Source organism: Aquabacterium sp. (genome assembly GCF_041915145.1).
Classification (GTDB): Bacteria; Pseudomonadota; Gammaproteobacteria; order Burkholderiales; family Burkholderiaceae_C; genus Aquabacterium.
The window spans coordinates 15,769-34,109 of the sequence record NZ_JAYSBZ010000034.1; the positions used below are offsets into that span (position 1 = coordinate 15,769).

The following is an 18,341-nucleotide window of genomic DNA, read 5'->3' on the forward strand; positions in this document are numbered from 1 at the left end:
TCGATGAGCGATCACCTCAACCAGACAACCCCGCCCCACCATGCCGCCCGACAACGACGGGTCGAGTTATGGAAGTGGCCACATCTGGTAGCGCTGCTGGCCACCATTCCGGCGTTTTATCTGTCGCTCAACGCGCAGATCACGCGTTGGCCGATGGCGCTGTATGGCATCTGCACCTTGGTGGTGGTGCTGCGTCTGGTGCACCTGCTCGCATCGAATCCACGCAGTTGGAGTCACGCCCGCGAATATTCGCTCGATCTATGGTTGATGTGCGGCGTGCTGGGCAGCGCCGTCCTCCCGGCCTCCACGACGTCCGAAGCCTCATTGGCGTGGCGCATGGTCACCGCGTTCTTCATCTTGCTTCGATTGGTGAAGCTGATGGGGGGGGTCTTCACGCAGACCGGGCTGGTGCGACTGCTGGTGCTGGCTGCCGGTGTGCTGCTGCTGTGTGGCGCCGGCTTTTACTGGCTCGACCCCGAAGTGCAGTCTCTCGAAGACGGCCTGTGGCTGGCATTCATCACCGCGGCCACCGTGGGCTACGGCGATGTGGTGCCCACGACCACCGCGTCCCGCATCTTTTCGGTGTTCGTGGTGCTGCTGGGTTGCGGGATGTTGTCGCTGGTCACGGCGTCGATCGCAGCCATGTTCGTGAAGTCCCAAGAGCAACAGGTTGAGCGCGACATCCTGCGTGAACTGCATCGCGAGCTGAAATCGCTGCGCGAAGAGGTCGCGGCACTGCGTGAAGAGCACCGCAGGGCGTCAGGGCAATAACTCGGCTGTGTTGCCCCAGATCACTGTTCTGGGGCGAGCGCCAACTGCAGCAGCCCCTCGAAGATGAGGTGCTCGACCACCTCGAGAGGCTGCTCGATGCTGGGCGCGAGCTTCGGAGCCGCCCCGCCCGACATCAGAAGATGCGGCTGCGAGCCGAATTGCCGAGCCATGCGTGCGACCATGCGCTCCACCGCGCCAGCGATTGCCTCAGCACCACCACTCATCAGCGCGTCGCTGGTGTTGCGCGGAAAGTCTCGTACCTCTCCGCTGGGCACCTTCAAGCCCGCCGTGCCGAGTTCCAGCGCCTTCAGCATCAAGCCGAAACCGGGCAAGATCAACCCGCCCAGAAAGCGCCCTTGCGCGTCGATCGCATCCACCGTGACAGCCGTGCCGACCATCACCACCACCGCCGGGCGAGGCTCCTGCCCCGATGCGCGTACATGCGCCAGCACGCGGTGACGTGCGCCAACGATCGCGGCCCAGCGATCCGCCCCCAATCGGCTTGGATGCTCATAGCGGTTGATCACGCCGGCGGCCTGAGCCTGCGACGACACCCATTGAGGCTTCAACCGCCAGATCTCCAGTTGCTCCTCGACGCGACGCTTCACGCCATCACCCGCCACGGCACACCCGAGCATCTGCTGCGGGTGGCTCAGATCGGCCCACTGATCACGAGCCAGGTGGTCGATTTCCTCCAGCACCACGGCACCTCCGGCCAGGTACTCGGCACCTGGGCGAGGCTCGGAATACACGCCCCACTTCAAGCGAGTGTTGCCGATATCCATCACGAGGAAACTCATGCCCGGCCACCTAGAAAGAAATACATATACAGCTTCAATGCAGCGCCTCCGACGCCTGACGAGCGCGCATTGTCAGGCCAATCGGGTCGGTCAAATCATTCGGTTACAAGCTCGCACCCCATGATTGGTGGTGCCGTCAGCGACATGGCGAGTTCATCCGTTTAACATCCGCGCGCTGGTCATACGAACCCTCTGCTTTGTTCACTTGTCGCGGGCTCAGACCAACGTCAACTGGTTCCATTCAATTCAAATATCGTCCGAACCCGGACTACAGGAGAAAGCAATGAAATTCTCGATGCGCGCCATCGTACTCGCCGCCTGCGTGATGACCACCCCCGCCTGGGCCGCCGTAGACGTTGCTGGCGTGAAGTTTGAAGACACTGCCCAAATCAATAATCAGTCGCTGATGCTCAATGGCGCCGGCGTTCGCACCAAGGTCATCATCGACGTCTATGCCGCCGGCTTGTACGTCGCGAAGAAAGACGCCACGGCACAGGGCCTGCTCGCGCAACCTGGCGCCAAGAGCGTGCAGATCGGCCTGCTGCGAAACCTGACTGGCGAAGATTTCGCTGAAGCCATGATCAAGGGGTTCAAGGCCAATAACAGCGAAGCTGACGTCACCAAATATCAAGCCCAGATCGAAGACCTGAAAAAGCTGATGCTGTCGGTTGGCGAGGCCCGCAAAGGCTCGAAGATCCAGATCAATTTCGTGCCTGGCGCTGGCACTCGCGTGCTGTTCAACGGTCAGCAAAAAGGTCACGACATCGCCGGCGAAGATTTCTTCCAGGCGTTGCTGAAGATCTGGCTGGGCGATCACCCTGTCGATTCCGACCTGAAAAAGGCGCTGATCGGCAAAGCCAGCTGATATACCGGCACGGCTGTTGCGGTATTGCACCGCTACCGATGAAAGCCTCCGCGCACCGGAGGCTTTTTTCATGGCTCAGTAATTCCACGCATTCAATTCCTGCCTCCTGCCGCCGAAAACCAATTGACGAAGCGGGTATTTGAAAATGTTGAGCCAACCTCTGCCCCACCTTAAAGCCTGGACCGAATATTTCCAGAATGCAGACATCCCGGTCTTGCCGACCACTGCGGAAGAACTGGCCATGTTGCGCGTGGCCGAGGAAGAGCGCGGCAATGTCGATGCACAGATCCTGTCACAGTGTGTCGCCGCCGACCCCCTGATGACGCTGAAGGTGCTGATCGAATGCGCCCGCCGCCGCACGGCCTCACGCATCACGGACGCTGAAACGGTCACGGCCGCCATCGTGCTGATGGGCATCGGCCCGTTCTTCCGCGCATTTGGAACGCTCCCGACCCTGAGCGAACACTTGGCGGGACAGCCACAAGCGCTGATGGGCTTGCAACGCGTGTTGCGGCGTTCGTTCCGGGCGGCAAATCTAGCCCTGGGATTTGCCGTGCATCGCATGGATGAAGACGCGGCGGTGATCCAGTCGGCGGCGTTGATTCATGATTTCGCCGAGATGCTGCTGTGGTGTCACGCGCCAACCCTGGCCTTGCGCATTGCACAGATCCAGCAGCAAGACCATGCCGCACGCTCCAGCATCGTGCAAAAAACGGTGCTGGGTATCGAGTTGTGCGATCTGGAACAAGCCTTGATGAAGTCTTGGCACCTGCCGGAACTGCTCACACGCGCCACGGACGACAAGCACGCCGATCACCCGCAAGTCAAAACCGTGATGCTGGCAACCCGCATCGCCCGCCACACCCAGGACGGCTGGAACACGGCCTGGGCTCAGGCAGCCCTGCCTGACGACATCGCCGCTGTCGCCGAGTTGCTCAACCTATCGACGACATCCGCTTACTCCAAGCTGCTGGAGCTGGAAGGTTGAATATCACGGCTGGGGAACCACATCACCCAGCCATCGATTTCGACCACTTCGATGGCGGTCAGCTTGCCCCGCCCGCAAGGGCCGCCCACACAACGCCCCGAGTGCGGCTCGTAAGACGCCCCATGCACCGAGCACAGCAGCCAACGCTGGTCAGCGTCCAGAAACTCGCCGGGTTGCCAGTCCAACGTGGTGGGCACATGCGCGCAGCGGTTCAGGTAGGCCACCACCTGACCGTCGTAACGCAACGCAAACGCCGGCGCCTTGCGGCCGTATTCGAGCACCTCGAACAAGAAGCCCTTGCCGCGTTCGATGAGCTCAGCCGAGCGGCACAGACGCTGCCCCGGCCCGAATGGGCGGGCGTCAGGCGTGCTCATATAGCCAGGCGCTGAGATCCGCCATCGAATGCGCCACGAAGCGCGTATCAAACGATCCGAATGCCTCGGGTTCGTGAGCCCCATAACTCACAGCCACCGCCGCAGTCCCCGCATTGGCGGCCAACTGCAAGTCATGCGTGGTGTCGCCGATCATCACGGTGCGCTCCGGATCGACGCCCAGCTCGCGCATCAATTCGAGCAACATCTGCGGATGCGGCTTGGACGCCGTTTCGTCGGCGGTACGCGTGGCGTCGAACACGCCATGCAGCTGCGCATGAGCCAAGGCCTCGTTCAAGCCCTGGCGCGATTTGCCAGTGGCCACCGCCAGCCAGTGATGCCGCGCCTTCAGGCGAGCCAGCAATTCCAGGCTGCCCTCGAACAAGGTCAGCTCATGTTGCCGGGCGAAATAGTGATGTCGATAGCGCAAAGCCATCTCGGGCACGCGCTGCGGCGGCAATTCGGGTACCACGTGCGCAAGGGCTTCATGCAGGCCCATGCCGATCACGTAGGCCGCCACGCTGTCGGATGGGCGAGGCATGTCCAGGTCTTCGCACGCGGCCTGGATGCAACGCACGATCAGCGCCGTGGAGTCGAACAAGGTGCCATCCCAGTCGAAAACGACCAGATCGAACTGGCGTGGGCGGTCGGTCATGTCAGTCTTTCGCGTGGATTGCATGATGAAGCGCCGCCACCAGGGTTGCGCATTCGGGCGGCAACGGTGCGGTCAGCTCAATCGCTTCATGTGTGGCGGGATGCTCGAAACGCAAGTAGCGGGCATGCAGGAACATGCGTGCAAACCGCAAGCCCTGCGCGCCACCACAGCCTTCGCCTTTCGCGAGCGCCTTGTTGCGGGCGAAATCGCCGTATTTCTCGTCGCCCACGATCGGATGCCCTTCGTGGGCCATGTGCACGCGAATCTGGTGCGTGCGCCCGGTCTTGATCGTCACGTCGAGCAGGCTGTGCTCGGCGAAGGCCTGCACCACCTGCACCAGGCTGATCGAGCGCCGACCGTCTTCGTTGTCATCAGCCACCGCCATCACGCGCCGCTCACCCTCGGGTGTCAGGAATTTGTGCAGGGCGACATCGACCACCTTCTTCGACTTGGGCCAAGCGCCTTCGACCAGCACCGCGTAAGTCTTGCCGGTCTGGCGCGCCCGAAACTGATCCTGCAAAGCGATGAGCGCCGCGCGCTTCTTGGCGATCAGCAGGATGCCCGACGTTTCCTTGTCGAGTCGGTGCACCAGCTCAAGAAACTTGGCTTGCGGCCGGGCGCGACGCAATTGCTCGATCACCCCGAAACTCACGCCGCTGCCGCCATGCACCGCCACCCCGGCCGGCTTGTTGATGGCCAGCAAGCAGTCGTCTTCGTACAGCACCGGGAACTCGCGGGCCGGCGTGGTGTCGTGCTGCGCCTTCTCAGCCTGCACCACAGGTGGCACGCGCACTTCATCGCCCATCTCCAGCCGCGTGTCGGCCGCGGCGCGGCCCTTGTTCACCCGTACCTCGCCGCTGCGGATGATCCGGTAGACGTGGGTCTTGGGCACGCCCTTGAGGATCTTGATCAGGAAGTTGTCGAGCCGCTGCCCCGCCGAGCCTTCGTCGATCATCACGCGCCGCACCGTTGCCATACCTGCGGCAGGGTGAACGGGTTCCGCAGCGTGGCGGGGCGGCATGGGCACCTGAGGTGCCCGAGGGGACTGCAGCTGACCAGCGACGCTGCCAGGCTTTTTGACGACAGCGCGAGAGGCCGGCGCCTGGCGGGCGGCATCGGGCCTTTTCCGGGCTTGACCAGCCGATTTACCGCCTATAATGCGTCGCACCACGTTTCATCTGTAAGTGTTTGATTTGTCTGGAGTTTACCTCTCCCCTCGCAGACGGAACGGGTGCCGTGAGAGCGATGCTTTCACAAATCGAGGTGATGCAACGCACCCCAGAGCGCTTCAGGCTGTGACCCAAGGTGTCACAGCGGCTGCGATCGGTGGCGCGGCAGAGCCAGCGTCGAACGAACCACGACTCAAGGTTTTCAAGGCGCAAGTTCGTGTCGAAGAGGTCGTTCTCTGACTACATGGTCTTGCGCTCGCGTCGAGTGAATCCGCGGATGTTTCGGTCTTCCATCTACCTTTCAACCACTGCCCCGGTCATGTCTGCGCGAATGTCGCGCGACCGCCGGGCCGTGGTGCTGGGTTTGCATGGCGGCCCGCTTGAATCGCCTCAGGCAAATCGCCTGGGTGCTTACCCTCCATCCAAAGCTCCCACAACCACGCTTGTGGCCCCGCTGCAGCAGTAACCCCTCTCGGGTCTGCGCAGCCTCGGGCATTTCCTTCGGTTCTTTTGCGTTGACTCGTGCATCGGCCAAACAGCCGCTCTAGCCCATGGCCTGAGCGTTTTTGACCGTACCGGCCGAGCCCAGGCTCAGCCGACTGTTGGAGCACACATGAAACGCATGCTGATCAATGCGACGCAACCCGAAGAGCGTCGCCTGGCCATCGTCGATGGACAGAAGCTGATCGACTTCGAAACCGAAATCGAAGGGCGCGAACAGCGCAAGGGCAACATCTACAAGGCCGTCGTCACCCGCGTCGAGCCTTCGCTTGAAGCCTGCTTCGTCGACTACGGCGAAGACCGCCACGGCTTCCTGCCCTTCAAAGAAATTTCACGCAGTTACTTCAAGGAAGGCGCTGACGTCCGCAACGCCAAGATTCAGGACGTCATCAAGGAAGGCCAGGAACTGCTCGTCCAGGTCGAGAAAGAAGAGCGCGGCAACAAGGGCGCGGCACTCACGACCTTCGTCTCGCTGGCAGGCCGTTACCTGGTCCTGATGCCCAACAACCCGCGTGGCGGTGGCGTGAGCCGTCGCATCGAGGGCGAAGACCGCGAAGAGCTGAAGGAAAACCTCGACCAGCTCGACTACCCCAAGGGCATGAGCCTGATCGCCCGCACCGCCGGCATCGGTCGCTCGGTCGCCGAGCTGCAGTGGGACTTGAACTACATGCTCAAGCTCTGGACGGCGATCGACGAAGCCTCCACGGCCGGTAAAGGTGCCTTCCTGATCTACCAGGAGTCGTCGCTCGTCATCCGCGCGATCCGCGATTACTTCAGCGCCGACATCGGCGAGATCCTGATCGACACCGACGACATCTACGAGCAGGCCAAGCAGTTCATGAACCACGTGATGCCCGAAACGGCCAATCGCGTGAAGCGCTACCGTGACGACGCCGCGCTGTTCAGCCGCTTCCAGATCGAACACCAGATCGAGTCGGCCTACTCCCGCACAGTGCAGCTGCCCTCGGGCGGCGCCATCGTGATCGACCACACCGAAGCGCTGGTCGCTGTCGACGTGAACTCGGCACGCGCTACACGTGGCGGCGACATCGAAGAAACCGCCACGCGCACCAACCTCGAGGCGGCCGACGAGATCGGTCGCCAGATGCGTCTGCGCGACCTGGGTGGCCTCATCGTGGTCGACTTCATCGACATGGAGGAGAGCAAGAACCGTCGCGAGGTCGAACAGCGCCTGCGTGACGCGCTGCGCTCCGACCGCGCTCGCGTGCAGATCAGCTCGATCAGCAAGTTCGGCCTGCTCGAACTGAGCCGCCAACGCCTGCGCCCGGCCTTGTCCGAAGGCTCGCACATCACCTGCCCGCGCTGCAACGGCACCGGTCACATCCGCGATACCGAATCGAGCGCGCTGCAGATCCTGCGCATCATTCAAGAAGAGTCCATGAAGGACAACACCGCCGCCGTGCACGTGCAGGTGCCGGTCGAGGTCACGTCCTTCCTGCTCAACGAAAAGCGCACCGAGATCACCAAGATCGAGCTCAAGCAGCGTGTGACTGTGCTGCTGGTGCCGAACAAGAATCTCGAGACGCCGAACTACAAGCTCGAGCGCCTGCGCCACGACGACCCGCGCCTCGAAAACCTGCAGGCCAGCTACACGATGATCGAGGAGTCCGACGACGAAGTCGGCATCACGCGTCGTGAAAAGACCAAGCCCAAGCAGGAGCCGGTGATCAAGGGCGTGCTGCCCGATCAACCCGCGCCCGTGGCGCCGCCCAAGCCGGCGCCTGAAGTCGCGGCGCCGCAACCCGTTGCACATGTGCCCGCTTTGCAGGCTGCCGAGCCCTCCAGCGGCGGCTTCTTTGGCTGGATCAAGCGCCTGTTCAGCTCCGAGCCGGCAGCCGCCGCCACAGCGACGCCGCCCGTCCAGGCTGAGCCCGCTGCCGCTCCCGCAGCCCCGGCCGAAACGCGAGGCGGCAACAACCGACGTGGCCGCGGTCAACGAGGCGAGCGTAGTGAACGTGGTGGTGAGCGAGGCGAGAGCCGCGAAGGCCGCAATGGCCGACGCGGCGAGCGCCCAGAAGGGCAAGCCGACGCCAAGTCTGCGCAAGGCGAGCGCTCAAGCCGCGGCGAGCGCGGAGATCGAAATGAAGGTCGCCAAGGCGGCAACAACAGCACCGGCGCTGATAACCGCCAGGAGCGCCGTCCGCGTGGCGAAGGCCGCGGCAATCGTGAGGAGCGTCGCGAGACCGCCGCGCTGGCTGCGCAAGAGGCGGTACCGCAAAACGCCTTTGTCGACACGGTGCCGAACTTCCCTTCGGCAGAAAGTGAAAGCGAAGAGCGCGAGGGTGGCCGCCGTCGCCGTCGCCGTGGTCGCCGCGGCGAGCGCGATAACGAGGGCACCACGGCTGCAGCCGAAACATCGACCGCCGAGTTGATCAACGAAGCTCCCATGGCCGCCGCTGCGCCCGCTGACGCAGCCGAAGCCACCGAACCCGCGATGGGAGACGGCGCCACGGCTGAGCAGGAAGAATCGGGCGAGAACGGCGAAGCACGTGACTCGAACCGCCGCCGGCGCAGCCGCGATCGTTATCGCCGCGACCGCCGAGATCGTGCTGAAGGCTCAGCTGATGACGTCGTCACGCCCGAACCGGCTCTCGCCGAGCGAGTGCAGACCACGCCATTCGATGAATCGGGTTCGATGGCGGCCAGTATCGCTGCTGAGCCGGTCTCCGCCGCCGAGTTGATCGAGCCCACGTCCGCTGCAGCCGAAACCACCCCCACGGCGTTCATGGCGCCATCGATTCAGCCCTATCAATTGCCGATGGCCGACCTCGACGCCATTGCGCAGTCTGCCGGACTGATTTGGGTGAACTCGGATGCGGACAAGATCCGCGTCGCTCAAGAGGCCGTCGCCAGCGAACCTCGCGCGGTTCACGTTCCGCGTGAACGCAAGATCGTGGCGCTGGTCGACGATGGACCCTTGGTGCTGGTTGAGACACGCAAGGACCTCAGCCGCGTCCAGTTGCCTTTCGAGAGCGCACCCCGCGCGTGAAGCCTGGACGGGAGGCCGACCATCGACCTCCCCTTTTTTTGACTTCGAGCGCTCTTTCCGGTTCAGAAATACACGTCGAAACAATAACGCCGCAAGGGATCTTGCGGCGTTTTTATTGGCGGGCCCGAACGAAGGCAGCAACCCGATGCGGCCTCCCGAGCTTTATCGGGCGGGCAACAGAATATCGCGCGACAGCCCCGACGGCTGAACCGGCGCCGAGATGTGCTCGCCAATCGCCCGCCCGGTCAGGAATCGCGTGAACACTTCCGTGGCGCCCATCATGTCGGTGACGAAAAGAACCTCGATCAGCATCAGCGCGATCGGCAACACGAAACTCAGCAAGCGCGTGGTGTGAGCCGCCCAATACAGCTTCATGCGCGGCAAGCCCGAAACGTAGTAGTCGCGCACCATCTCGAGCGTGGCAAAACGATAGTCGTTGCGGGTGTGATTCTCGACATCTCGAACGATGTCGGAGTAGCGCTGCTGGAAGTCGTTCAGGCGATCGGGCGGAATCACGCCATACGGATGGTGCTCGCGTTCCTTGTCCAACTCGCGGATGAGCTCCTTGAGCTTGTCTCCACATTCGTTGAGCTGGGTTGCGCGGACTTCATAGCGCGCCGTGCCGATGATGACCGAGAACACCAGCACCGCCACGGCCAGAAAAATCTGCATCATGTTCAGGACGTTGGACTGAAAGGCCAACTGAACCCCCGCGTTCTGCATAAGCGGGATGAACACCAACCCCAGCGCCAGGAAAGTGGTGGTAAAAAAAGCGAATCTTGCCTTGTGCTGCAATCGGACCGAAGCGTTGTAGCGACACTTCGCCGTGGTGTTCATGCTCATCAGCAACTTGTCTGCTGCGTCCTTCACTGCCCTCTCCCTTGGCCCTTTCGCGAGCAACCACGCCAAGAATCCATCGGATTGTGTGTTGTGACTGGCGAGCTGGGTTGTCATCTTGGCAAACCTCTTTGGCTAGAAATCGACCGCTAAACGATTGAACTTGGCCGGCAGTATGGGGCGGGTTGCACCAGAATTTCAAGACTCGTAGAACCCTATTTCCGCTTCCACTTCAAAACCAAGCGCATCACGAGCCTCTGCCCCATGAACTTCCGCACCATTTCGCTGCCGGGCCACAAGGCCTTGCAAGTCCCGCAAGGTATTCAGCGCATCGACAGCAAGTCAACGCACGGCTGGCAAGTGCGCTATGCGGGCACCAAGTTTTTCTCGGACGGCCCCGCCGCCAACCCGCGCGACTCGCTGCAGCGTGCGACCAAAGAATTGCTGACTCGCATGGCCACCACGCCGGCCCCCGTGCCACTGAGGCAGAAGGCCAGCCCCCGAAAGCATTCGGCCTTGCCCGTGGGCATCTTCGGCCCCATCGTCCGTTACCGCCCGGGGCGGGCTGCTGTGGCGGAGTTGTCGGTATTGTTGCCACGGGTCGGTAGCTCGCCGAAGATCAAGAACATCTACATCGGCAGCGAGAACACCTACACGATCGAGAGATACCAGGCGGCTTTGGCAAAAGGCCTGGCGCTGCGCGCACAGGCGACGGAGCAATACGAGCGTGACGCGGCCAAGGCGCAGCGTCAGTCCGTGAAGCAGCTGCGCACGTATTTGCAGGCGCTACAGGCATGACGGCAAACGCATCTCGAAGCAGATCACCCCGCCGGACGAACGCACGTCGATGCTGCCACCGTGCGCGTCCACGATCGACTTGACGATGGCCAGGCCCAGCCCGGCCCCATCGCCCGAACGCTGGCGCGACGGGTCGACCCGGTAGAAGCGGTCGAACAGATGCGGCAGGTGTTGCGGCGGGATGTCGTCACCAGGGTTCTCGACGCGCACCACCGTGCCCTCGGCCGATTGCTCCAGCGACACGGTCACCGCCAGGCCCGATGCCGTGTGGCGGATCGCGTTGGACAGCAGGTTGCTCAGCGCGCGACGCAGCATGAGCCGATCCCCTGCGATCGGCTCAATCGCCCCGACCGTCTGCAGACGCACGCCGCGCTCGTCGGACCAGGGCTCGAAATATTCGAACAAGGCCGCCACCTCGGATGCCAGATCGACCGGGGTGCGATCGGGCTTGATCAGATGGTTGTCGGTTTGGGCCAGGTACAGCATGTCGCCGATCATCTTGGTCATGCGTTCGTACTCTTCAAGGTTGGAGTACAGCGCGTCGCGGTAGGTGTCAGCGCCGCGATCCTTGGACAGCAGCACCTGGGTCTGCGTGACCAGGTTGGTGACCGGCGTGCGCAGCTCGTGAGCGATATCGGCTGAAAAGTTCGACAGACGCCGGAAGTCTTGCTCGATGCGCTCCAGCATGGCGTTGAAGGACTGCGTCAGGTCGTTCAATTCGATCGGCACGTCGGCGGGGTTCAGGCGCACGTGCAGCTGGCTGGCCGAGAGGCCGCGGATGCGGGTGCTGATGTCGCGCAGCGGCGCATGGCCCCGGTACACCGCGAAACGCGTGGCGGCCACCGTGAACAAGGCAGCCAAGGCGGTCGCCACCCACAGCGTGCGCCGAAAGCCTTGCAGGAAGTGCTCATGGAAATGCGTGGTGGTGGCCACGGCCACCCGATAGTCTGGCGCGTTGGCGCCGGTATCTTGCAAGCGCACCAGCGCGCCGCGGTAGGTTTGCGCGCCCTCTTGCCAGGCGTGCAGATCGGCCACGCGCACGCCGTCGGCCAGCACGCCGTGGGCGATCAACTCGGTCAATGACGGCCCCGGGGTGCCGTACAGGGTCTGACCGGCCGGGTCGAGCACGCGGTAGTACATGCCGTGGTGCCCGATCACCGCCCCGGCCAGGCGGCGCGACAACTCGGTGGCCCGCTCGCCCGGTTGCGAGTCGTGCAACACGTGATACACCGAGTTCGCCACCACCTCCAGCTCTTCGGCGTCTTGCTGCGCGAAGTGCCGATCGATCGAGCGCTCGATCACCCACCCCAGCGCCAGCAGCACCACGGCAATCGTCAGGCTGATCGACAGCGTGAGCCGCTGCGCCAGCGAGATGGGCCGACGCCCCGTGGCCCTAGGCAGCATCCGGCGCTTCCACGCTGTAGCCCATGCCGCGCACGGTGTGGATCAACTTGGGCTCGAAGGCGTCGTCGATCTTGGCGCGCAGGCGGCGGATGGCCACGTCGATGACATTGGTGTCGCTGTCGAAGTTCATGTCCCACACCTGCGAGGCGATCAGCGAACGCGGCAAGACCTCGCCTTGGCGGCGCACCAGCAGCTCCAGCAACGCGAATTCCTTGTTGGTGAGGTTGATACGGACGCCACCGCGCATGGCCCGGCGCTTGGGCAGATCGAGCGTGAGGTCGGCCACCTGCAGCCGGTCGGCCTGCACCGGGGCGGCACCGCGCCGCAGCAGGGTCCGCACGCGGGCCAGCAATTCGGCGAACGCGAAAGGCTTGACGAGGTAGTCGTCGGCGCCGGCCTCCAAGCCCTTGACGCGGTCATCCACGGTATCGCGGGCCGTCAGGAACAGCACCGGCGTCGCCTTGCCAGCAGCCCGCAGCGTCTGGACGATGCGCAGGCCGTCCACATCGGGCAGCATCACGTCGAGCAAGATGAGGTCGTAGGCCTCGGTCATGGCCTGGTGATGGCCGTCCAGCCCGGTGCGAGCCAGGTCCACCACGAAGCCGGCTTCGATCAAGCCCTGCTTGAGGTAATCACCCGTCTTGGTTTCGTCCTCGACAACGAGCAGTTTCAACGTTCACTCCATCTCAGTCGACTCATCGGAACAGCTCGCTGCGTCGTCACGGCAGGTGACTGTAGAAGTGCCTGGCTGGCTGGTCGATGGCTGAAACATTACAACATTGTCATCTGCCGGTCAGACGGGTGTTGGCCGCCGGCACGGATGATCAGCGCATGCTGAATCAAGCTGCCTTCGCCCCTGCCCGCCGCCCTCGCAGCTGGGGCCCGACCTACCTCATGACCTGGGTGCTGACGGCGATGGCACCCCTGGCTGCGGCCGCGCAGATCGCCAGCTCGCAAACCGCCGCAGCACCCGCCGGCCCGCAGACCCTGGCTCAAGCGCTGGATGCCGCGTGGGCCTTGACCCCAACTGCCGCCGCAACGCCCAATCGGCAGGCGCAGGCCCAAGCCGAGCTGGACGGCGCCCGAGCCCTCACGCCGGGGCCGGCGGCGCTATCGGTGAGCCACCTGAGCGACCGCCTCAATAGCAACCTCGGCCGCCGCGAGTGGGAGGTCGAGGTGGCGACCCCGCTCTGGCTGCCCGGCCAGCAGGCCGCGCGGCAAGCCCTGGCGCAACGAACCGCCGAAGCCCTGGATGCCCACACCGCCGCCCAGCGCCTGCAATTGGCCGCCGACGTGCGCGAGGCCTGGTGGGCCGTGGCCTCGACCCGCGCCGCCGCCGAGCTGGCACGGCAGCGCCTGGCGTCGGCCGAGCAGCTCGAGCAAGCCGTGCAGCGCCGCTACAAGACCGGCGACCTGGCCCGGCTCGACGCCAACCTCGCGCAAACCGAGCGCCTGCAAGCCGCCGCCGACGCGCTGGACGCCGAGCGCGCCGAGCAGCAGGCGCGACAGGCTTACCAGACCCTGGTCGGCGCGCCGCCCCCCGGCGCCCTGCCGCCTGAAACCCAGATGGCAGACGACGACCCGTCCACCACTGCCCTGCCGATCGTTCCCTCGCCCCACCCCCAGCTGCGCGCCCTGCAAGCCTCCATCGACGTGGCGCGCAGTCAACTGGCCTGGGTCGACGCCAACCGGCGCGACGCCCCCGAGCTGGCGCTGCGCTGGAACAACCAGCGCGGCGACGCCATCACCCCCTACGACCAGGGCGTGGGCGTGAAGCTGACGATCCCGCTGTCGTCCGACGCGCGGACGCGCCAGAGCGGCGCCGCCGCCCGCGCCGAGCTGGCGCAAGCCGAAGCCGAATGGGCCGCCGCGCAGCGCCGCACCGAGCAGGACGCAGCCCGGGCCCAGACCGATTGGCAAGCCGCACGCCGGCAAGTCGAACTGGCTCGCGAGCGCAGCCGCGCAACCGCCGACAACCTGGATCTGGCCCAGCGTGCCTTCGGGCTGGGCGAAGTCGACCTGCCCACGCTGCTGCGCGCCCGCACCGCCGCGCAAGAAGCTGCCGTGTGGCTGCAGCGCCAAGAAATTGGCCGCGACCAGGCCTTGTCGCGGTTGCACCAAGCTCAAGGAAGATTGCCGTGATGCCCCGCACCCTCCATCGCTCGGCCCGCCAGGCGGCGCTCGGTCTGGCCTGCCTCGGGCTGGCAACGCTGGCCCACGCCCACGGCGATGAGCCGCACGACGGCGACGCTCACGGGTCGCCCACCCCGACCGCCGAGTCCGCCCCCCGGGCGCAGGCGCAGACCGACGCCTTCGAGCTGGTCGCCGTGCTCACCCCGGCGGGCACCGGCCCCGCGCAACTGACGCTGTATCTCGACCGCTTCGACACCAACGCCCCGGTGACCCACGCCACCGTCGAGGTCGAGAGCGGCCCGTTAAAGGCGGTGGCCAAAGCGGTTGAGCCGGGCGTCTACACCGTGCCGGGTCAGGCCTTTGCCGAAGCCGGGCGCCACCCGCTGACGATCTCGGTACAGGCTGACGACAACGCCGACCTGCTCGAAGCCACCTTGGTCACACCCGGTGATCTCGCCGCATCGCCGTCGTCGCCCACCGGCCGCCTGTTCGGCCTGCCGATCTTCAACCAGTGGGTCGCGCTAGGCGGACTGGCCGTTTTGACCTGGGCGGGTGTCGTCGTGTGGCGTCGTGTGCGCCGGAGTCCTCTATGAGCCGCCAACTCTCGCCGTTATTCATGCCACCCCCGATCAATCGACTCCCCCACCTGCTTGCCAGCCTCAGCCTGGTGCTCGGCGTTCAAGCCAGCCAAGCCCATGGCGACGAGCCTCACGACGACGCTCCGGCGTCGCCAGCTCACGTTGCATCCACCGACCGGCCGCAGCGCCAGCCCGACGGCAGCGTGTGGCTGCCCAAGCCCGTGCAGCATCGCCTGGGCGTGCTGACGCAAGTGGCGCAACTGCAAGAGCACCCCGTGACCTTCGAGTTCAACGGCCGCGTGCTGCCCGACCCCAACGCGGGCGGACGGGTGCAGGCCACCCAGGCCGGTCGCATCGAGCCCGGCCCGCAAGGGCTGCCGGTGCTGGGGCAGGCGGTGCGCAAGGGGCAGGTGCTGGCCTACCTGCGCCCGGCGGCGTCGGCCATCGACCAGGCCAACCAGCAAGCCGCGTTGGCCGAGCTGGATGCGCAATACGCCGTGGCCGAGCGCAAGGCGGCGCGCTACGAGCAGCTCGAAGGCGCCGTGCCGCAAAAGGACATCGAAGCCGCCCGCGTCGAGCGCGACGCGCTCAAGAAGCGCCGTGCCGCGGTAGGCGCCAGCGTGTCGGCCCCGCAAGCCTTGATCGCCCCGGTGAGCGGCACCGTGGCCAGCGCCAACGTCGTGATCGGGCAGGTGGTGGACGCCAAAGACGTACTGTTCGACATCGTGAACCCCGCTCAACTGGTGGTCGAAGCCCTGGCCTACGACGCGGCGCAGGTGCAGGGCCTGGGCCGCGCCAGTGCGGCCGTGCCGGGCGGCGAGCTGCAACTGCAATTCTTGGGCGGCGGACGGCAGTTGCGCGAGCAAGCGCTGCCGCTGCTGTTTCGCGTCACCCAAGCCACGGCGCCGGTGGCGGTGGGGCAGACGCTCAAGGTCACGGCACAGAGCGCGCAGCGTCAGGCTGGCGCCGCCCTGCCCCTGGCCGCGCTGGACCGCAACGCGGCGGGCGAGTCGATCGTGTGGCTGCACACCGCCCCCGAGCGCTTTGCCCCTCGCGTGGTTCGTGCCCGCCCGCTGGATGCGCGCTCGGTGCTCGTCACCGAGGGCCTGCAGGCCGGTGACCGGGTGGTGACGCAAGGCGCCAGCCTGCTGGCCCAGGTGCGCTGAGCCCCATCCACCGAGCTGATGCATGTTTGACGCACTCATCCACACCAGCCTGCGCCAGCGCCTGATCGTGCCGGCCGTCTCGATGCTGCTGGTCGCTTTCGGCCTGCTGACGGTGCGGCAGATGCCCGTCGATGTGTTCCCCGACCTCAACAAGCCCACCGTGACCCTGCTCACCGAAGCCGGCGGCATGGCGCCCGAAGAGGTGGAGCAGCTGGTGTCGCTGCCCATCGAGTCGAGCATGAACGGCATGGCCGGCGTGACCCGCGTGCGTTCGGTGTCGGGCGTGGGCTTGTCGGTCATCAACGTCGAATTCGACTGGGGGACCGACATCTACCGCAACCGCCAGCAGGTCAGCGAGCGCCTGAACCTGGTGCGCGAGCAACTGCCGCCCGGCGTGGTGCCGCAGATGGGGCCGATCTCGTCGATCATGGGCGAGATCCTGCTCATCGCCGTGCCCGCCGACCCCGCCCAGGTGAGCCCGATGCAAGCGCGCGAATATGCCGACTGGGTGATGCGGCCGCGTCTGCTGACCATCCCCGGCGTGGCGCAGGTGATCCCGATGGGTGGCGAAGTGCGGCAATACCGCGTGGCGCTGCGCCCCGAGCAGTTGCAAGCCCTCGGTGTGACGCGCGAGCAACTCGTCGCCTCGCTGCAAGGCTTTGGCACCAACACCAGCGGCGGCTTCTTGCAGGCGCAGGGCCGCGAATACCTGATTCGGCAGATCGGCCGCACCAACCGCCTCGAAGACCTGCAGGACCTGGTCGTGACGGTGCGGCAAGGCCAACCCATCCTGCTGCGGCAAGTGGCCGACGTTCAACTCGCCCCCGCCACCAAGCGGGGCGATGCCAGCGTCAACGGCAAGCCGGCGGTGGTGTTGTCGGTGCAAAAGCAGCCTGGCGCCGACAGCGTGACCGTGACCCGCGCCGTCGAACAAGCGTTGACCGAGCTGGCCCGCTCGCGCCCCCACGGCGTGGCCGCGCCGCAGTTCTTGTTCAAGCAGGCCAACTTCATCGAGCACTCGGTGAACAACGTCGAAGACGCCCTGCGCGACGGCGCCATCCTGGTGGCGGTGGTGCTGTTCCTGTTCTTGCTGAACGTTCGCACCACCGTCATCTCGCTCACGGCCATCCCGCTGTCGCTGCTGGTGACCGCGCTGGTGTTTCACGCCCTGGGCTTGACCATCAACACGATGACGCTGGGCGGCCTGGCCATCGCCATCGGCGAGCTGGTGGACGACGCCGTGGTGGGGGTTGAAAACGTGATGCGACGCCTGCAAGAGGCGCAACGCGCCGGCCGCAGCCAAAACGTACTCACAGTGATCGCCCAGGCGACGCTCGAAGTGCGCTCGGCCATCGTCTACGCCACCGTGATCATCGTGCTGGTGTTCGTGCCGCTGTTCGTGCTGCCCGGCATCGAGGGCCGGCTGTTCACGCCGCTGGGCGTGGCCTACATCGTGTCGATCCTGGCCAGCATGGTGGTGTCGATCACGCTGACCCCGGTGCTCGCCTACTACCTGCTGCCCAAGCTGCTCGAGCGCCCCGCCCAAGCCCACCGCGACAGCCCGCTGGTGCGCTGGCTAAAAAGCGCCGACACCCGCTTGCTGCAGTGGTCGTTCTCGCGCAGCCGCCTGCTGCTGGGCGCCGCCGCGGCGGCCGTGCTGGTGGCCGCCGCCTCGCTGGCATGGCTGCCGCGCGCCTTCCTGCCGCCGTTCAACGAAGGCACCTTGACGATCAACCTGCTGCTCAACCCCGGCACGTCGCTGGCCGAGTCCGACCGCATCGGCACCCTGGCCGAGCAACTTGTGGCCGGCGTGCCAGAAGTGCTGCAAGTGGGGCGGCGCACCGGCCGCGCCGAGCTCGACGAACACGCCGAAGGGGTGCATTCGGCGGATCTGGAAGTCGATCTGAAGCCCTCGGCCCGCTCGCGCGACGAGATCATGGCCGACCTGCGCAGCCGCCTCGCCAGCCTGCCCGCCGTCACCAACATCGGGCAGCCGATTTCGCACCGGCTCGACCACCTGCTGTCGGGCGTGCGGGCCCAGATCGCCCTCAAGATCTACGGCGACGACCTCGACACCCTGCGCAGCCTCGCCGCCGATCTGCAAACACGCCTGAGCCGCGTGCCGGGCGTGGCCGATCTGCAGATCGAGAAGCAGGTGCTCATCCCGCAAATCAAGATCCGCCTCGACTACGGTCAAGCTGCCCGACTCGGCGTGCCCCCCGGCGCGCTGTTGCGCAGCCTGCAAGACATGATCGAGGGCGAGCGCATCACGCAAGTGGTGGAAGGCAACCGCCG

16 protein-coding genes are annotated in these 18,341 nt (G+C 65.3%); 9 read left to right on the forward strand and 7 right to left on the reverse strand.

From position 1 onward, the window contains the following. Window positions 1–3: 3 nt before the first annotated feature. On the forward strand, window positions 4–771 hold the full coding sequence (locus ACE3SS_RS08280; protein ID WP_374592799.1) for an ion channel: 768 nt from the start codon (window positions 4–6) through the stop codon (window positions 769–771). A 20-nt stretch (window positions 772–791) separates the two neighbouring features. Here ACE3SS_RS08280 and ACE3SS_RS08285 read toward each other — a convergent pair whose 3' ends face one another. Next, on the reverse strand, window positions 792–1,571 hold the full coding sequence (locus ACE3SS_RS08285; RefSeq protein ID WP_374592801.1) for a type III pantothenate kinase: 780 nt from the start codon (window positions 1,569–1,571) through the stop codon (window positions 792–794). Window positions 1,572–1,698: 127 nt separating this feature from the next. Here ACE3SS_RS08285 and ACE3SS_RS08290 point away from each other — a divergent pair, with 127 nt between their 5' ends. Both ACE3SS_RS08290 and ACE3SS_RS08295 read left to right on the forward strand, forming a co-directional pair. Further along, the gene (locus ACE3SS_RS08290) at window positions 1,699–2,436 is read left to right on the forward strand and encodes a chalcone isomerase family protein (protein ID WP_374592827.1); all 738 of its coding nucleotides are present in this window, start codon (window positions 1,699–1,701) and stop codon (window positions 2,434–2,436) included. A 145-nt stretch (window positions 2,437–2,581) separates the two neighbouring features. Beyond that, window positions 2,582–3,424, forward strand: coding sequence for an HDOD domain-containing protein (locus ACE3SS_RS08295; protein WP_374592829.1), 843 nt, complete (start codon window positions 2,582–2,584; stop codon window positions 3,422–3,424). Here the strand turns inward: ACE3SS_RS08295 and ACE3SS_RS08300 are convergent. The 3 genes from ACE3SS_RS08300 to ACE3SS_RS08310 are packed head-to-tail and all read right to left on the reverse strand — an operon-like array spanning window position 3,394 to window position 5,426. Continuing rightward, window positions 3,394–3,798, reverse strand: coding sequence for a Rieske (2Fe-2S) protein (locus ACE3SS_RS08300; RefSeq protein WP_374592803.1), 405 nt, complete (start codon window positions 3,796–3,798; stop codon window positions 3,394–3,396). The genes ACE3SS_RS08295 and ACE3SS_RS08300 overlap by 31 nt on opposite strands. Beyond that, entirely contained in the window at window positions 3,785–4,450 is a 666-nt protein-coding gene (locus ACE3SS_RS08305) for an HAD-IA family hydrolase (protein ID WP_374592805.1), read from the reverse strand. The genes ACE3SS_RS08300 and ACE3SS_RS08305 overlap by 14 nt, the downstream gene beginning before the upstream one ends. Before the next feature lies 1 nt (window position 4,451). After that, window positions 4,452–5,426: an RluA family pseudouridine synthase gene (locus ACE3SS_RS08310; protein ID WP_374592807.1), complete on the reverse strand. Its 975-nt coding sequence runs from the start codon at window positions 5,424–5,426 to the stop codon at window positions 4,452–4,454. An 806-nt stretch (window positions 5,427–6,232) separates the two neighbouring features. Here ACE3SS_RS08310 and ACE3SS_RS08315 point away from each other — a divergent pair. Then, on the forward strand, window positions 6,233–9,130 hold the full coding sequence (locus tag ACE3SS_RS08315) for an Rne/Rng family ribonuclease (RefSeq protein ID WP_374592809.1): 2,898 nt from the start codon (window positions 6,233–6,235) through the stop codon (window positions 9,128–9,130). Between the two features lie 162 nt (window positions 9,131–9,292). Here the strand turns inward: ACE3SS_RS08315 and ACE3SS_RS08320 are convergent, their stop codons facing one another. Beyond that, the gene (locus ACE3SS_RS08320; protein ID WP_374592811.1) at window positions 9,293–10,084 is read right to left on the reverse strand and encodes an SLATT domain-containing protein; all 792 of its coding nucleotides are present in this window, start codon (window positions 10,082–10,084) and stop codon (window positions 9,293–9,295) included. A 147-nt stretch (window positions 10,085–10,231) separates the two neighbouring features. On the opposite strand from ACE3SS_RS08320, the gene ACE3SS_RS08325 reads away from it, so the two are divergent. Next, window positions 10,232–10,765, forward strand: a complete 534-nt coding sequence (locus ACE3SS_RS08325; protein ID WP_374592813.1) for a hypothetical protein — start codon at window positions 10,232–10,234, stop codon at window positions 10,763–10,765. On the opposite strand, the gene ACE3SS_RS08330 is transcribed toward ACE3SS_RS08325, so the two are convergent. Together ACE3SS_RS08330 and ACE3SS_RS08335 are read right to left on the reverse strand one after the other, a co-directional pair. Continuing rightward, window positions 10,754–12,169 (reverse strand): heavy metal sensor histidine kinase, encoded by a 1,416-nt coding sequence (locus ACE3SS_RS08330; RefSeq protein WP_374592815.1) that lies wholly within the window; start codon window positions 12,167–12,169, stop codon window positions 10,754–10,756. The two genes, ACE3SS_RS08325 and ACE3SS_RS08330, sit on opposite strands and share 12 nt — an antisense overlap. Next, entirely contained in the window at window positions 12,159–12,842 is a 684-nt protein-coding gene (locus ACE3SS_RS08335; protein ID WP_374592817.1) for a heavy metal response regulator transcription factor, read from the reverse strand. Before ACE3SS_RS08335 ends, ACE3SS_RS08330 begins: the two co-directional genes overlap by 11 nt. Before the next feature lie 158 nt (window positions 12,843–13,000). Here ACE3SS_RS08335 and ACE3SS_RS08340 point away from each other — a divergent pair, with 158 nt between their 5' ends. The 4 genes from ACE3SS_RS08340 to ACE3SS_RS08355 all read left to right on the forward strand — a co-directional run. Then, entirely contained in the window at window positions 13,001–14,311 is a 1,311-nt protein-coding gene (locus ACE3SS_RS08340; RefSeq protein WP_374592819.1) for a TolC family protein, read from the forward strand. Then, a complete protein-coding gene (locus tag ACE3SS_RS08345) occupies window positions 14,311–14,895 on the forward strand; it encodes a hypothetical protein (RefSeq protein ID WP_374592821.1) in 585 nt (194 codons plus the stop codon). Before ACE3SS_RS08340 ends, ACE3SS_RS08345 begins: the two co-directional genes overlap by 1 nt. Next, complete coding sequence (locus tag ACE3SS_RS08350; protein ID WP_374592823.1) at window positions 14,892–16,046, forward strand: efflux RND transporter periplasmic adaptor subunit; 1,155 nt, start codon at window positions 14,892–14,894, stop codon at window positions 16,044–16,046. Before ACE3SS_RS08345 ends, ACE3SS_RS08350 begins: the two co-directional genes overlap by 4 nt. A 22-nt stretch (window positions 16,047–16,068) precedes the next feature. Then, window positions 16,069–18,341 (forward strand): efflux RND transporter permease subunit (locus ACE3SS_RS08355; protein WP_374592825.1); only part of this gene is annotated, 2,273 nt, incomplete at its 3' end.

What these genes read in the sequence shown, in the direction of transcription:
- ACE3SS_RS08325 (WP_374592813.1), top strand. Translation starts at nt 10,232, where the DNA reads ATGAACTTCCGCACCATTTCGCTGCCGGGCCACAAGGCCTTGCAAGTC.
- ACE3SS_RS08285 (WP_374592801.1), bottom strand. Translation starts at nt 1,571, where the DNA reads ATGAGTTTCCTCGTGATGGATATCGGCAACACTCGCTTGAAGTGGGGC.
- ACE3SS_RS08305 (WP_374592805.1), bottom strand. Translation starts at nt 4,450, where the DNA reads ATGACCGACCGCCCACGCCAGTTCGATCTGGTCGTTTTCGACTGGGAT.
- ACE3SS_RS08340 (WP_374592819.1), top strand. Translation starts at nt 13,001, where the DNA reads ATGCTGAATCAAGCTGCCTTCGCCCCTGCCCGCCGCCCTCGCAGCTGG.
- ACE3SS_RS08330 (WP_374592815.1), bottom strand. Translation starts at nt 12,169, where the DNA reads ATGCTGCCTAGGGCCACGGGGCGTCGGCCCATCTCGCTGGCGCAGCGG.
- ACE3SS_RS08310 (WP_374592807.1), bottom strand. Translation starts at nt 5,426, where the DNA reads ATGGCAACGGTGCGGCGCGTGATGATCGACGAAGGCTCGGCGGGGCAG.
- ACE3SS_RS08300 (WP_374592803.1), bottom strand. Translation starts at nt 3,798, where the DNA reads ATGAGCACGCCTGACGCCCGCCCATTCGGGCCGGGGCAGCGTCTGTGC.
- ACE3SS_RS08345 (WP_374592821.1), top strand. Translation starts at nt 14,311, where the DNA reads ATGCCCCGCACCCTCCATCGCTCGGCCCGCCAGGCGGCGCTCGGTCTG.
- ACE3SS_RS08320 (WP_374592811.1), bottom strand. Translation starts at nt 10,084, where the DNA reads ATGACAACCCAGCTCGCCAGTCACAACACACAATCCGATGGATTCTTG.
- ACE3SS_RS08295 (WP_374592829.1), top strand. Translation starts at nt 2,582, where the DNA reads ATGTTGAGCCAACCTCTGCCCCACCTTAAAGCCTGGACCGAATATTTC.
- ACE3SS_RS08350 (WP_374592823.1), top strand. Translation starts at nt 14,892, where the DNA reads ATGAGCCGCCAACTCTCGCCGTTATTCATGCCACCCCCGATCAATCGA.
- ACE3SS_RS08315 (WP_374592809.1), top strand. Translation starts at nt 6,233, where the DNA reads ATGAAACGCATGCTGATCAATGCGACGCAACCCGAAGAGCGTCGCCTG.
- ACE3SS_RS08280 (WP_374592799.1), top strand. Translation starts at nt 4, where the DNA reads ATGAGCGATCACCTCAACCAGACAACCCCGCCCCACCATGCCGCCCGA.